The organism is Prevotella dentasini JCM 15908, from assembly GCF_000614065.1.
Taxonomy (GTDB): Bacteria; Bacteroidota; Bacteroidia; order Bacteroidales; family Bacteroidaceae; genus Prevotella; species Prevotella dentasini.
The window spans coordinates 57865-72888 of record NZ_BAKG01000006.1; the positions used below are offsets into that span (position 1 = coordinate 57865).

Here is a 15024-nt window from a genome sequence, read left to right on the forward strand (position 1 = left end):
AGAGGTAAACGTACCCCACGGATGGGTACATTTACATACCACTCGTGGGGTACGTTTGCATACCACTCGTGGGGTACGTTTGCATACCACTCGTGGGGTACATTTGCATACCACTCGTGGGGTACATTTGCATACCACTCGTGGGGTACGTTTGCATACCACTCGTGGGGTATTTCCGCACCCGTCCGTGGGGTATTTCCGCACCCGTCCGTGGGGTATTTCCGCACCCGTCCGTGGGGTATAACGACACCCACGGGCAGGGCTGTTATAGCGGAAGAAGCAAGGACAATACATCAACTGAAAAAGAAAGAAAGCCGTGCGCCAATGTACAAAAGTACATCAGGCACACGGCTCCCGTCATCTAAGAATCTGCCTACTCTCTAATATTCCGTATTCTGAGGATTGAAGTTGGTCCAACCATCCAGCCATCCGTCGCCTGCTGCAAAGCCACCTATATAGCTTACCCGGCTGAACCATGAAGCGAGACCGGAGAAGTCGGCTGCGTTGAGCACCGGGCTAAGGGCAGTCGGCATGTATCCATTGGCGGCAAAGGCCAATTCGGAAATATTCCCGAAAGCCTTGTTCCCGTTCTGTCCGAGGAACCATGCCGACGAGAAGCTCCTCTGCGACGCATCGGTAACCGGCTTGCTGTTGCTGTCGTAGCCGGTAACCAGAATGTCGTCGTACAGCTTGTTGGCATCCGTTCCCACGGCGTCCATGCCTGCAAAGTAGACATTGCTGATTTTCAGGCTTCCGGCCTTGGCGGCGTTCTGCGTATCCCCCTTCTGATTGTCGAGGATGATTCCTATAGGCCATCCGAGAGCAACCGAGTTGACGCAGTTCAGACGGGAATTCCGGCGAATCTGCATGGCCGCCTGAAACTTGCCCAAAGCAGCCCCGTTGTTGGGATTCATCGAACCGCCCGTGATATAATCTACCGAATTGCTGAACCCCGACTCAGTCTTGGGGCCTACGAAGGTAATATTCGAGAATGTAGCCGAAGTGTACGGGCTTACTGCCGAGCCGTCGGCACTGTTGTCGCTTTCGAAGCCATTGCTCTGCGAGGTATCTGCAATCTTTCCGTCCCTGATGGAAAGGCCGAACTGCACGTTGCCGGAGAAACCGTTGTCCGTGTCGAAATCGTCATCCCATCCACGGTAGGAAATGAGGTGCCTGCAGCTGACCGTCCCTCCAAACCATTCGTATGAGTCGTCGTTGGAATAGGAAACCTGAACATGGTCCACGGTAGTGCCCGAACCTACCGAGCCGAAAGTGAGGGCATTGATTTCCTTGTCCTTCTGGAACGGATACCCTGCGAACTCTATGCGCACATAGTCCAGTATGCCCGAGTTGTCCGCATCGTCATTGCCGCCATGCTTGGTGCGCGGGCCGCCCTCTATCTGCATCTCTGTATGATTGTTCCTTGCCTTGCCGCAGAGTACGATGCCTCCCCAGTCGCCGGGCTTCCGGCTTCCGGCAGCCTTCTCTGACGTAAAGACAATAGGCTCGGCAGCCGTTCCCCGGGCTATGAGCTGTCCGCCACGCTCGGCAATGAGGCTCGCCTTTGTCTCCTTGTCTCCCTTGATGACCGTTCCCGGCTCTATCGTGAGTTGTGCCCCGTCTGCAATGTACACCCATCCCTTGAGCAGATAGGTGCCCTTCTTCAGGGTCTGCTTCCCCCTGAATACGAATTCCTGATCTCCGTTGCCTATGACGCTGCCCTTGGCATCCTCGCGCCCCTCGCCGTCAAAGAGAATATGGTCGCAGGCCTTCAGCCCGTTGTCGGTCGACCATACGTAGGCAGTGCTGCCGGCCACCTTTCCGCTGTCGTCAACAGGGTCATCGCCGTTACTACATGCCGTGAGCGAGGCCAGTGCCATCATGATGCCCATACGGCCAATCACTCTTCTACCATTCATAGTTTTCATACATCTCATAGTTTTGAGTTACTAAAATTTATATTCTATAGAGAAACCAATATTCCTTCCCGGCTTGAAGCTGCGCGTAATCTCCTCTACCTCCTTGTGAGTGCCATTAGAATAGGAGACGTCGGCAAACTGCTTGTAATATACCGTTTCTGCCAGCAGGTCGCGCACGTTCAGCCGTGCCTCCCAGTGCTTGCCGAATCTTTTGGAGACAGACAGGTCTATCGTGTTGCGGGGCATCTCGTAGCTGTCCGGGATGCGTGCCGTCTCGTTGTCGGATACAGAACCTTCGCTGCGCCCTACGCCTATGATTCTCTTGCCAATGCGGTTGTATAGCAAACCCACTTGCAGCTGTTCCTTCTCATTATGATAGAAAAAACCCGTATTGGCGAGATAGGGAGACTGCCCCTGCATCGGGCGGTTTTCCTCCTTGCTGCCTGCCGCAAACTCTACCCGGCTCCTAATCAGCGCACCGTTGAACGACCAGCTGAAATCCGGCAATCCGATGATGTCAAGACTCTTCCGGATATCAAGTTCCAGACCGTAGTTGTCGGCATTGTCTGCATTTTTGTAGGAGTAGATAAGGTCGGTACCTCCTGCAACCGTATAGGTCCATTCTATCGGATTGGCGAAATGCTTATAGAAAGCTGCCAGCGAGATATACTCTCCCTTACTTGGGTAATACTCCCAGCGGAGGTCGAGATTGTCTATGTAGCAGTTGCTGAGTTCGGTATTTCCCTGCACATCGGAGGCAAGGTCGAAATCATAGTAGACCGCCGGCGAAACCTCCCTGAACTCGGGTCGGTTGATGCTGCGGCCATAGCCCGCCCGAAGCTGATGCCTGTCGTTGAACTTGAAGGTACCGCTGAGCGAGGGGAAGAAATCGTCAGTGGCATAGTGGCGCGACGATTCGCTCCTTTCGGTGTCCCGGGTATTGGAGATAAGCTCCATGTCGTTGTGCTCGAAGCGGATGCCTGCCAGTATGCCGAGCTTCCCGAAGGGGAGGGAGACGGAGAGATACCCCGCACCGAGGGTGTTGTGTCCGCGATAGTTGTTGCGCCACTGCGACAGCTCCAGCAGGTGGAGTTTGTCCGGGCCATAGTTGTTCCCATCGCTGAGCAGGGTCGGTATGTCTATATAGCGGAATCCGTCCGGCATGTTGTTGTTGTCCGTATTCCAGTTGTACACCTTTTCCTCTGTGGCATACTCCCGGGTACGGTATTCTCCGTAGACACCCACCTTGAGCGAAGGCTGCCATGAGGAGAAGCTGAAGTCTCGGGAATAGTTGGCATTGGCAGAGAATATGTGCTCGTCGAGCTTTGTCCACTCGCGGGAGATGTCGTTACCCGTACTCAGGGCATAGACGCCTGCTTCGAGGGCGTCGTCTACAAGATACCTGCGACGGTCGGGCAGCCGCCGGTTGGCATAGGCGTATCCGATGCTCCAGTCGAGCACATTCCCCTCCGTCAATGTATGCTTGCCTGTAATCTGACCGTTGTAGGTAGTCCGGCTGCGGTAATAATACTCTGCCGAATGTTCCATATTGGCCTGTGCCGTTACTCCCTCGCGCCATGTGTACCGGGTAGTGCCCAGCCGGTTGAAAATATTCTTGAGCTGATATTTGTTGCTGCCGCTCTTGCTCAGCAGCGTAAGGTTGAGCATCGCCCCCAGCCTGCTGTTATCATTATACTGGTCGTCTACCGAATGACGCAGATAGTTCTTGCGGTCGTTGGCAGTATCGTATATACCATATAGATTGTTCTGCATATCGGCAAGCCTGCGATATTCGCGGGTGTAGTTCACAGATGCCACCAGACCCAGTTTTTCTTCGCCAACCATATATTGTTGCCCGGTAGATGCAGACAGCTTCAGGTCGCCCACGGGAGTTGTCTTGGGCGTCATCCAGCTGTCGTTGCGCTGATTTTGCAGAAAACTTCTGAAATGCGACATATCGTTCCAGTTGCCGCCTGCCGACACGGAGACATATCCCTGCAACGGAATCTCCTTGGTGTCAATCATGATGAATCCGCCGGTGTAATCGGCAGGATACGGAGCAGTGGGAGTCTTCACGATGGTAAGGTTGTCTATCTGCGAACTGGGAATGATGTCGAACGAGAAAGCTCTGCTGTCGGCCTCGCTGCTCGGAACGGCTCCCCCGTTTATCCAAACGTTGTTGTAACGCTGCGAAAGTCCCCTGACCATGACGAACTTGTCTTCTATGACGCTTACTCCCGGCACTCGCCGTATCACTTCCCCGGCATCGCTGTCCTGTGTCTTCTGTATTTCCTGCGCCGATACATTGCTTATGATGACCGGGCTGCTCTTCACGCTCTGTATGGCTGCCGATTCGGTATTGGTTCTTTTTACGGCCGTAACCGTTACTCCCTCCAGTTGTCTTTCGTCTACTGCCATATCCACGAGCAGATTGCCTTCGGATGCCTCATCAGCCTGAACGCCGTCAATCTTCCGTGTCCTGTAACCAATGAAGTTGACGACCAGACTATAGCGTTGTGCCTGCAGTCCGCCGACCGTAAAGTTTCCGTCAATGTCCGTTACAGCCTTTTGGCTTGTCCCCGTAACCTCTACGATGGCACCGATAATTGGTTCCTGTGTCGTTTTGTCAATCACTCGCCCGGCTATTTTCTGTGCCGAGGCATTGAGGATGGATAAAAAAAGCAACAGCACGACCGCTATTCTCCTTTTGCTTGTCTTCATCTATTCAATACATTAATATTATATCTTTCGACTGCAAAATTATAGCAGCGATTTTACAAAGCGATTACTATTAAATGATGAATACATTAAAAACATATCGCAAAATGGTTACAGGCGTATGTTAATTTAGTTGTTGTTCCAAGCGTACGTAGCCGATTGTATAAGCGTATATAATAATAGGTGATAGGACGCCTTTATAATAAGTTCCTTTTAAGTGGCATTTGTTTCCTTATACTTCGATGATTCGTTATTCCTGTAGGGACAGACACCTGCCATTATACTTTAACAACAATAATCATCCTTACACTTTGATAATATTTGATAACTGAAGAAATTATAACATCATTTCTCTTCAGTTATCACGCAACAGACTTTGTTTTTACGAAAAACAAAGTCTGCATGGAAAGGCAAAGACATCCTTATGTTTTTATAAGGAATGGGATTACTCCAACTTAAAGGTTACAGGCAGCATGAATCTAACACGCACAGGCTGTCCCTCGTTTCTGCCCGGCTCCCAAAGCGGCATGGAGCGGACAACGCGAACAGCCTCTTCGTCCAGTCCCTTTGAAGCAGACCTTACGACCTCTATATCCGTTATGGAGCCGTCTTTGTTGACCACGAACGATAGGATGACGCGGCCGCTGTTGCCGGCTTTTAACTCAGCTTTGGGATAAACGGTGTGCGAAGAGAGGTATTCCAATAATGCATGGTATCCTCCCGGAAATTGCGGCATCTCTTCTACAATGGTAAAGCATGCGCCTTCTATATCGCAATTAGCAGGGCCTTTTGAGTCTGCCTCCTCTTCTTCGTCTATATCCATGATGAAGAAATGTCCGTTGTGCTTCTCTACTTTCAGTGAAAAAGTATAATTGTTTGCTATTTTATCAACTACCTTGTACCAGCCTTTCCGTCTGTCTGCAAGTATGGTACATTGTGAATTGTCAGGCGTACTTCCTATCAGGGCTGTAAAGAAATAGATATGCTCCCCGTCTCCATTTATTTCCCTTAGATTATGTTTCAATTTCTTTCCTATAAATTTCTGAAACAGATATTTTCTGTAGGCAGAGGCATCGAGGTCAATGGTCAGATAAGTAGATATATAGGAGCGGAAGAAAGCAGAGAGAAAACTTGCGGCATTGGGTTGAAATTCCTGTATCTTTTGGATACACGAGTAGAAGATGGAGTCTGATGCGGCAAGTTTCAAATCGGGAGGAGTAATATATCCTACTTTCCGCTTGCCTTCTTTGTCTGTTACCATCCTAATAGGAATACTTATCCATTCCTTTGTGAATGAATCGAAGAAGCTAACCCGATACCATCCGCCCTTTAACGGCTTCACTCGAAATGTCCGCAACGATACTCCTGTATAATTTTCTGTTCGCGTAACAGGATCGAAACACTGCTCGTCGTACAGCGACAAGTTGTCTATGAATGTCTGGGTAACATATTTGCGTTGCCTCCGTTGGTATTCTTTCCATTCAGAAGTATCTTTAAGCAGAAAGGTATAATAAGCCCTGATGATTTCGATGTCTTTTGCTGTATCAATCGCAGTGGCAGGCTGCTGTACGAAAGCCGTTGTAGTATCGGTATCTTTCTGCGTTGTGGACGGTGCTGTGCTGCTACGCGAAAGCAGCCAAATCATTATGCCACCACCAATAAGGACGGTCAATGAACACGACAATATCAGTTTTTGGGTTGGTGTCATGGCTGACTTGGATTTTTCACTATAATTTTCACAGATACAAATATGCTCATTCCCATTCTTCAACTTGCAACAATCCTATCTTCAAATAGGGTATGCAGCAAGGTTTATAGCCTAAAATAGCTTCAGACAAATGAAAAGGCACTTTATAAATAGTGCAGACTGCCTATTTCTTACCCGTCTTTCCCTTCGACCGAAGTATCGCCCACGCGCCAAGGGCAACGAGCGGAATACTGAGAATTTGTCCCATGTCGAGCGGCAGTCCCGACTCGAAGTCTACCTGAACTATCTTCGTAAACTCAATGAAAAAGCGGAAGGTGAAGATGAGCGTGAGGCAAAGGCCGAAGTAAAGGCCCGTTCCTACCTTCTGCGGACGACGCCTGTAAAGGGCGAGGATGAGAACGAAGATGACGAGATAGGCAATGGCCTCGTACAATTGTCCCGGATGGCGCGGATGGGTATCTACCTTATAGAAGATGAAAGCCCATGGCACATCGGTTACCTTGCCTATAATCTCGGAGTTCATCAGGTTGCCCAGACGTATGAAGGCAGCGGCGATGCCAGAGCAGATACCGAAGAAGTCGAGCACAACCCACGTGTTCATCCTCGATTTTCGGATATACAGGAAGAGCGAGATGAGCAGCCCGACCACTCCGCCATGCGACGCCAGTCCCTGATAGCCGATATACCGCCACGTGCCGTCGGCAAGATGACGGAAGGGAATGAAGATGGAGACTATCCCGTCCCACGAGGTGAGGAAATCCTGCGGCTCGTAGAAGAGGCAGTGCCCGAGGCGCGCGCCTGCAAGAACGCCGAAGAAGACGTACAGGAAAAGCGGCTCAAACTTTTCGGACGGATACTTGTGCCGCTTGTAGAGCCATTGCATCAGGAAGTAACCGATGACAAGGCCTACCATCCAGCACATGCCGTACCAGCGGATGGGCAGTGGCCCGAGATTGAAAATGGTCTCGTCGGGCTGCCAAGGAATATATAGGAGACTGCTCATGACTATATTTTATTTCTAAAGTCCTTTGTGTTGCGACAATGCCGCAACACAAAGGACATGGTGAAGACTATACATTGAAGCGGAAATGCATGATGTCGCCATCCTGAACGACGTACTCTTTGCCTTCGATGCCGAGCTTTCCGGCTTCGCGGATGGCGGCTTCGGAACCGTATTTGAGGTAGTCCTCGTACTTGATGACCTCTGCACGGATAAATCCTTTCTCGAAGTCGGTGTGTATAACGCCGGCACACTGCGGAGCCTTCCAGCCCTTGTGGAACGTCCACGCCTTTACCTCCATTTCTCCGGCAGTGATGAAGGTTTGCAGATTGAGCAGGTGGTAGGCCTTGTTGATGAGTCGGTTGACACCGCTTTCCTCCAGTCCGAGTTCGTCAAGGAACATCTTCTTGTCCTCGTAGCTTTCAAGCGAGGCTATGTCCTCCTCGGTCTTGGCAGCAATAATCATTGCCTCGGCACCTTCCTCAGCGGCAATCTTCTCGATGGTCTGGCTGTACTGGTTGCCCGTCTTGGCACTTTCTTCGTCTACATTGCACACATAGAGTACGGGCTTGGTGGTCAGCAGGAAGAGGTCGTGAGCCGCCTGCTGCTCTTCCTTGCTCTCGAAGCTGACGCTGCGGGCGTTCTTCCCCTGCTCCAACACCTCCTTATAGGCTTCGAGCACGGTTACCATCACCTTGGCATCCTTGTTGCCTGCCGCTGCTATTTTCTGCTGTTTGGCAAGCTGTGCCTCGATGGTCTCCAAGTCTTTCAGCTGGAGTTCGGTGTCGATAATCTCCTTATCCTCGAGCGGACTGACCGCCATGCCGCCCTCGCGGACGACATTTTCGTCGTCGAAACAGCGGATAACGTGGATAATGGCATCACATTCGCGTATATTGCCAAGGAACTTGTTGCCCAACCCTTCGCCCTTGCTGGCACCCTTCACGAGTCCGGCAATGTCTACAATCTCGCAGGTTGCCGGAACGATACGTCCCGGATGGACAATCTCCGCCAGCTTGTTCAGACGCTCGTCGGGGACAGTTATCACGCCGAGGTTCGGTTCTATCGTACAAAAGGGGAAGTTGGCTGCCTGCGCTTGGCACTGCTCAGACAGTTGAAAAGGGTAGACTTACCGACGTTCGGCAGTCCTACAATACCACATTTTAATGCCATATCTTTATCTAAACGTTTATTTTCTATTGGGTGCAAAAGTACACAATAAAATTGAGATAGGCAACAGAAAGCCACAAAAGGGTGAAGCAAGGTTGCAGTTGGGAGAGAGGAGGTGTGGACGGAGATTTCGGTTCGCACGGCTTCCGGAACGATGGCTGATGGTGGGCAGGACGGTCCTTGCAGCCCCACGGGAGGAATATTAAAGAGACAACGACCTTATGGGTACGTTTCCGCATGCAAATATAGGCGTTTATCTCCCACAAACGCAAATTATCGGGAACAGATGGGTCGTAGGATTGTTTTATTTTTGTAATTTTGCCCTCGTATATTCAACGCCTCACACAAACGCAATGAAGCAATATCACGAACTCAATTTCACACGCGCAGTACTTATCCTGCTGGTCGTGCTCATCCATATCGTACACTTCGGCAATCTATATCCCGAAACGAAGGCAGGGATATTGGCGTTTATGATGCCCTCGTTCCTCGTTCTGACGGGCTATCTGGTGAACGTAGAGAAGACCGTCGGGCAGTTCGCAGTCTATCTCTGGCGCATTTTCCTGCCTTATTTAATAATGGTAGTGGGCTTCTCGGTACTCTCCTTCTTCCTGCCCGTCCGCGACGGCATTACGGAACTGTCGGCAGCGATACTTGCCGAGAAGGTTTTTGTGTCGGCAATCGGACCTTATTGGTTTCTATACGTGATGATGGGCTGCGGAATGGTCTATTACCTGAGCTTCCGTCTCCTTCCGACAGGCAAGAACCGTTTCGCCCGGTTGGCAGTCTTCGGCTTCCTGCTCATTCTCCTTTCGCTCGTCCTGCCGCTGATGTCGGTGCAGAATGTGGCCTACTACTTCATCGGGGCAATGCTCCGCCAGTGCCGGTGCGACTACAATTCTGTTTTCCGTCCTACCCCATACGCCCTGTTGCCCTTCGTAGGCTTCATCTTCATTCTTCAGAGCCGCGACTGGGGGAGCATAGCCATCGTGGGGGCGGTCTGCTCGTTCATTTCTTTTTGCGGATGGGTCTACGGCCGTCTCAACGGCCCTCTGGCGCGATGGATGGACTGGATAGGCATGAACACCCTGCCCGTCTATCTCTTTCATCCCGTCTTTACGATGGCCGGAAAATTCTATCTCCGATACTTCGATTGGGACACGACGGGGCTTGTTTTCACCCTCCTCACCCTCTCGTTGAGCGTTGCAGGCTCTTTGGGTATCGCTCTGATTCTTGACAAAACCCGTCTCTCGCTTGTCTTCGGGCGCAGGGCTTTCATCAGGGAAATGGCTTAGGAAACGCCCGGCAGTGCAGGACAACCACGACTACAATACCTTAGAAATCGCAGGAAGACGCAGGACGCGAAAATCAGTATTCCCACGTTGGGTTATTTCAAAAAAACAGACGGCAGCCCGGCTTCCCCATGCCCATATTGCGAACAAGCCCGTTTCGCATGGTGAAAGTGGCGTTTTCGCATGATGAAAACGCCACTTTCGTTTCGCGGAAACGGCACTTTCATTTCACGAACTCAACAGTTTGCAGAAAAGACCACTGCCTGTAGGGACAGAACGCCTGCCATTGTGCTTAAACGATGACAGCACGCTTTATTTTCAAATTATAGATTTCCTTATCTCATAACAATTTTTTCTCTTTCAGGGACAGCCCCTGTGTCTGTCCGCATGCGCCTGTCTCTCTCCGCATATACGCTTTCCACTCGCTTTCAGCCAGACATGGCGGCTGTCCCCACTACTGATTTACACCCTGACATTTTGGGGAATCGGCCTGAATTTCTCTGTCGTTTGGTCTGATAGACGCCTTATTGAATATCTTTAAATCGTTTAGAAGAAAATACTTTTCAAAGCAGAATAGTCTCAAGAAAAAAGTAAGGAAATATAACCGTTTCTCTATTAAAAAATCTAAATTAAACAAGAATAACTATCAAATCAATATTATTTTAGGCAAATTTTTAATATTTTTGCCAGTGAAAACATATTACTACATAACAACCTAAGAGATGAAACAAATTTACTGCCTACTGATTGCGTGGTTGTCATCTGCCTGTTTATACGCACAAACCAACGCAATGGAAATTAAAGATTACTCCATCTTTGTGGCCCTGAAAGGAACCACAGCTCAAATGCCCGTATTGGTTAGCAACGTGGGTTCTGCCGACATTCGCAACATAGACTACGTGATTACCTGCCCGGAAACAGGAGAAACCAAGGAGTATCATTACGATATTCCCGCTTCGCTCATCTGTATTCCTCAAGGAGCTAAGTCGACTATGCTGAACCTCCCTGCCACAGCAGGAACAGAAACCCGCATACAAGCAAATGAGCTGAAGATAGTTAAGGTAAACGGTCTTCCCAACGAGGCAGACGAAGATAAGGCTACTTCAAAGGGCCGGATTATCACTGTGGCCCAGCCGTCTCAGCACAGAGTACTGATGGAAGAGTTTACGGCTACATGGTGCATCAACTGCCCACGGGGCATTGTAGCCATGAGAAAGCTTCAAAATCTGTTTCAGGATCGCTTCATCGGCATTGCCATCCATTTGGACGACATCATGTCGTGCAGCGGATATAATGCCCTTATCAAGAAAGTCGAAGGCGTTCCTTATTCTATGGTTGACAGATGGCGCGACGGTGATCCTTACTGGGGACAGGAGTATGGCGGTTTCGGCATGAAAGACATTGTAGAAACCTGTCTCAACCAACAGGCAGAAGCCTCTGTCGAAATCTCGGAGCTGAACTGGAGCGACGATTTGCAGCAAATAGACATTGCTACGGATGTCATCTTCCAATATAATAGGGACGAGGCACCTTATGCACTGGGATACGCCGTCGTAGAAGACAGTCTCACAGGAACCACGAAAGACTGGTGGCAGAAAAACAATCTGATGGACGATTTGGAATTTTCATTTGACGACGACTTCAAGGAGTTCTACAAAGGTGAAAGAATCATCAAGGACATGGTCTACAACCACGTAGCTATGGGAGGATGGAGAACAAGTAAAGGATACGACGAAAGTATTCAGGCACCTCTTGTGGCCGGAGCGAAACAGACTCACAGGCAAAGCCTCAACTTGTCTGCCATCACCACTATTCAAAACAAGAAGAATCTGAAAGTGGTGGCTATGCTCATCGACCGGGAGAATAACAGGATTGTCAATACCGCACAGATGGAAGCAGGCAGCTTGATTCCTACAACTGCCATCGGACATTCAGTCGCTGACAATGCAGAAGTGCACGTAACAGGGATATATTCTATAACCGGCGTAAAGCTGAATAAAGTCCCGAGTGGTGTCTATATCGTGAAATATTCTGACGGAACCACCGTCAAGAAAGTGAATAAGTAAACTTTAATAATGCCAAAAGATTACAAGTATGAAGCAGTTTTTAGCATTGATGATGATGATGATGGCATGGCCATTCGCATCGTTCGCACAAGAAGATGACGACATTGTAATCAACGATGTCGAAGTTACCTGTACGGCAGGACATCTGAGCGAGGTCTTGGCACCTCATGACCCAAAGACCATTACAGGCCTTACCATTCAGGGAGAAATTAACGGAACGGACATGGTAGTAATCCGCCAATTGTGTGCTCCCGCCTTCTACGACGACCAAAACGGTATGCTCCACAAACTTGACTTGTCAAAAGCCAAAATCGTTGCAGGTGGTTCAGCCTATTACGAAGACGTAGACTACGGTGGAACGGGCGATGTCTTCTATTTAGAGGACGATAAGGTAGGAGACATGATGTTCAGCGACTGCTCTCGTCTCGACACTTTGATTCTTCCGGAAACAATCAAGGAAATCGGTAACAACGCTTTTTTTGGAATCTACAAGCTGAAAGAACTCAACCTTCCGGCCACAGTCTCCAAGATAGGTAACGGTGCGTTCGCATCCTGTTCGGCTCTCACAGGGATGATTATTCCTGAAGGTATTACTGAAATAGACAAACGCACCTTCTCTGGATGCAAAGGTCTGAAGAGCGTTGTGCTTCCAAGCACATTGCTGACCATCAAGGACATGGCCTTCCTCGGTTGTGAAGGCTTAGAAGAAATCAACATTCCATCCAAAGTAGAAAACATCGGCATGGGCGCATTTATGCTATGCAAAAATGCCACTAAGCTGATTTTGCCGGACTCTATCAAGTTTATCGGAAAAAATACGTTCGCCAACGATGAAATGCTTCAGAATATTTATTGCAAGGCAATGACTCCTCCAGTGTGCGAGGATGGAGTCTTTCTAAATGTGGATGTGAACAATTGCAAGCTCTATGTACCAAAAGGTGCGTTTGAAATCTATCGGGCGAACTATACCTTTGGTGCGTTCGCCAACATCGAGGAAACCGAGCCAGCCGCAGACGTATTGGTACTGGATGAAGAAAACGAGAACAATACGCTCACTCTCTATGAGAACGGAGTAAAGGAAGCCAACGTCAAGCTCACACGAAAGCTCAAAGCCGGCAAATGGCAGGCATTGAGTCTGCCATTCGCACTCAACGGAGAACAGGTGAAGAAATACTTCGGAGAGGAAGCGGTACTCATGGAACCCGACCGTCTCGGAGACGTATCGAAGGGTGAAGAGGAGAAATCCATCGTCATGAAGAAGGCGGAAGCAATGGAGCGGGAAAGGCTTACTTCATTAAACCGTCCCTCAATACCGATGTGATGAACTTCGAGAACGTAAAGATTGAGGCCTGCGTGGGTGTAGAAGTCATCATAGGAGACGAACCGAATCAGGCATTCTTCATGTCCACCTTCAACAAGACGGACGTGTGGGGAAGCGGTGTCTATGTGCTCAACGAGGACGGAACGCTCGCCATCGTGCCGGAGAAGGGAATCGAAAACTACTATGTACCGGGATTCACATCATTCGTGGCTGTTCCCGAAATATGGTATGGCTCTGAAGTGAAGCTGATACTGGAAGCCGAAGAACCCATGAACACACTCGTACTGGACGAAGAGAACGAGAACAATACGCTCACTCTCTATGAGAACGGAGTAAAAGAAGCAAACGTCAAGCTCACACGAAAGCTCAAAGCCGGCAAATGGCAGGCATTGAGTCTGCCATTCGCACTCAACGGAGAACAGGTAAAGAAATACTTCGGAGAGGAAGCGGTACTCATGGAACCCGACCGTCTCGGAGACGTATCGAAGGGTGAAGAGGAGAAATCCATCGTCATGAAGAAGGCGGAAGCAATGGAGCCGGGAAAGGCTTACTTCATTAAACCGTCCGTCAATACCGATGTGATGAACTTCGAAAACGTAAAGATTGAAGCCTGCGTGGGTGTAGAAGTCATCATAGGAGACGAACCGAATCAGGCATTCTTCATGTCCACCTTCAACAAGACGGATGTGTGGGGAAGCGGTGTCTATGTGCTCAACGAGGACGGAACGCTCGCCATCGTGCCGGAGAAGGGCATTGAAAACTACTATGTGCCGGGATTCACATCATTCGTGGCTGTTCCTGAAATATGGTATGGCTCTGAAGTGAAGCTGGTATTGGATACTCCTACGGCCATCAAGAACATTACAGACAATAGTGCCAAGGCAGACAACAAGATATACACCATCAGCGGACAATATGCCGGAACATCTCTGAATGGTCTTGCCAAGGGAATCTACATTGTCAACGGAAAGAAAATATCCGTTAAATAACCAGTTCTTCATGACGGATATTCAGCCATAATACCGTCATTGAACATTCTTCATATTTGCAGGTTTTAAGTATCCAAACCTTAAAACCTGCAAATTCTTATTCAGAAATACACCTCCGCATGTTCCTGCATATTCCCTATATACCACTATATCACAAGATTGCAGGAAAATAAAGCAACGCATAGGAACAAATCTCCCATCTGTCACGATGCCTGCGTTTCGTTCTGTATATGCCCCCATGTTTGCCCCATATTGCGAACAAGCCCGTTTCGCATGGTGAAAGTGGCGTTTTCATCATGCGAAAACGCCACTTTCATTTAATGGAAACGGCACTTTCATTTTTTGGCTGTTTTGTTAAGATTTTCTCTTCTCAATCGTATGCTGCCTACAATGAATGGAAAACATTAGTCTATATTTGGAAGACCGTCTATTCGGCAAGTAAAGACAATCGTAACGAGAATATGGTCCGATATCATGCGGATTGTGGATAAACCTGTTGATAACTATATGGAAAACTTTCTCAAAAGTCGTCTAATAACTATGAGTTTATCCACATCAGAAATCGGAAAAGCAGCAATAAGTGGATATCCATACGGTTGTTAAGTCCCTTTTAGGGAAGTTTTACACACCAAATACACGGAAAAAGATATAAACTTATTATCTTTGCACCGTTTGACAGAATTGTGGAAAACTGCCAATAGATACTGAAAATCAGAATAAAACAGAAACAACAACTTGTTGATAACTTACTTTCACAAGTTGATAAACATTCTGCCAAGAAATCAGACGGAAATCTTTGCACGTATCCACAGCCTATCATACTAAATCATTCTTTTTTCTT

The 15024-nt window shown here is 48.8% G+C and carries 8 protein-coding genes and 1 pseudogene; 4 read left to right on the forward strand and 5 right to left on the reverse strand.

Annotated elements, in window-relative coordinates; all coding sequences use genetic code 11:
• Window positions 1-380: 380 nt before the first annotated feature.
• From JCM15908_RS04335 to ychF, 5 genes and pseudogenes are all read right to left on the reverse strand, one after another.
• Entirely contained in the window at window positions 381-1919 is a 1539-nt protein-coding gene (locus JCM15908_RS04335) for a beta-helix domain-containing protein (protein WP_148295512.1), read from the reverse strand.
• Window positions 1920-1949: 30 nt separating this feature from the next.
• On the reverse strand, window positions 1950-4640 hold the full coding sequence (locus JCM15908_RS04340; protein WP_025002414.1) for a TonB-dependent receptor: 2691 nt from the start codon (window positions 4638-4640) through the stop codon (window positions 1950-1952).
• 442 nt (window positions 4641-5082) lie between these two features.
• Window positions 5083-6345, reverse strand: coding sequence for an energy transducer TonB (locus tag JCM15908_RS14060; protein ID WP_084607821.1), 1263 nt, complete (start codon window positions 6343-6345; stop codon window positions 5083-5085).
• Window positions 6346-6508: 163 nt separating this feature from the next.
• On the reverse strand, window positions 6509-7348 hold the full coding sequence (gene lgt, locus JCM15908_RS04350) for a prolipoprotein diacylglyceryl transferase (RefSeq protein ID WP_025002416.1): 840 nt from the start codon (window positions 7346-7348) through the stop codon (window positions 6509-6511).
• Window positions 7349-7415: 67 nt separating this feature from the next.
• Window positions 7416-8518, reverse strand: a pseudogene (gene ychF, locus JCM15908_RS12260) (redox-regulated ATPase YchF).
• Between the two features lie 350 nt (window positions 8519-8868).
• Here ychF and JCM15908_RS04360 point away from each other — a divergent pair.
• The 4 genes from JCM15908_RS04360 (at window position 8869) to JCM15908_RS04380 (ending at window position 14183) form a co-directional block, all read left to right on the forward strand.
• Window positions 8869-9810: an acyltransferase family protein gene (locus JCM15908_RS04360; RefSeq protein ID WP_025002417.1), complete on the forward strand. Its 942-nt coding sequence runs from the start codon at window positions 8869-8871 to the stop codon at window positions 9808-9810.
• 788 nt (window positions 9811-10598) lie between these two features.
• The gene (locus JCM15908_RS04370) at window positions 10599-11873 is read left to right on the forward strand and encodes an Omp28-related outer membrane protein (RefSeq protein WP_025002419.1); all 1275 of its coding nucleotides are present in this window, start codon (window positions 10599-10601) and stop codon (window positions 11871-11873) included.
• A 28-nt stretch (window positions 11874-11901) separates the two neighbouring features.
• On the forward strand, window positions 11902-13194 hold the full coding sequence (locus JCM15908_RS14065; RefSeq protein WP_084607822.1) for a leucine-rich repeat domain-containing protein: 1293 nt from the start codon (window positions 11902-11904) through the stop codon (window positions 13192-13194).
• Window positions 13191-14183 (forward strand): hypothetical protein, encoded by a 993-nt coding sequence (locus JCM15908_RS04380; RefSeq protein ID WP_148295514.1) that lies wholly within the window; start codon window positions 13191-13193, stop codon window positions 14181-14183. Before JCM15908_RS14065 ends, JCM15908_RS04380 begins: the two co-directional genes overlap by 4 nt.
• Window positions 14184-15024: the final 841 nt, after the last annotated feature.

Excerpts from the sequence above, each read along its gene's own strand:
- JCM15908_RS14065 (WP_084607822.1), top strand. The coding sequence starts at position 11,902 with ATGAAGCAGTTTTTAGCATTGATGATGATGATGATGGCATGGCCATTC.
- JCM15908_RS14060 (WP_084607821.1), bottom strand. The coding sequence starts at position 6,345 with ATGACACCAACCCAAAAACTGATATTGTCGTGTTCATTGACCGTCCTT.
- JCM15908_RS04335 (WP_148295512.1), bottom strand. The coding sequence starts at position 1,919 with ATGAATGGTAGAAGAGTGATTGGCCGTATGGGCATCATGATGGCACTG.
- JCM15908_RS04340 (WP_025002414.1), bottom strand. The coding sequence starts at position 4,640 with ATGAAGACAAGCAAAAGGAGAATAGCGGTCGTGCTGTTGCTTTTTTTA.
- lgt (WP_025002416.1), bottom strand. The coding sequence starts at position 7,348 with ATGAGCAGTCTCCTATATATTCCTTGGCAGCCCGACGAGACCATTTTC.
- JCM15908_RS04370 (WP_025002419.1), top strand. The coding sequence starts at position 10,599 with ATGGAAATTAAAGATTACTCCATCTTTGTGGCCCTGAAAGGAACCACA.
- JCM15908_RS04360 (WP_025002417.1), top strand. The coding sequence starts at position 8,869 with ATGAAGCAATATCACGAACTCAATTTCACACGCGCAGTACTTATCCTG.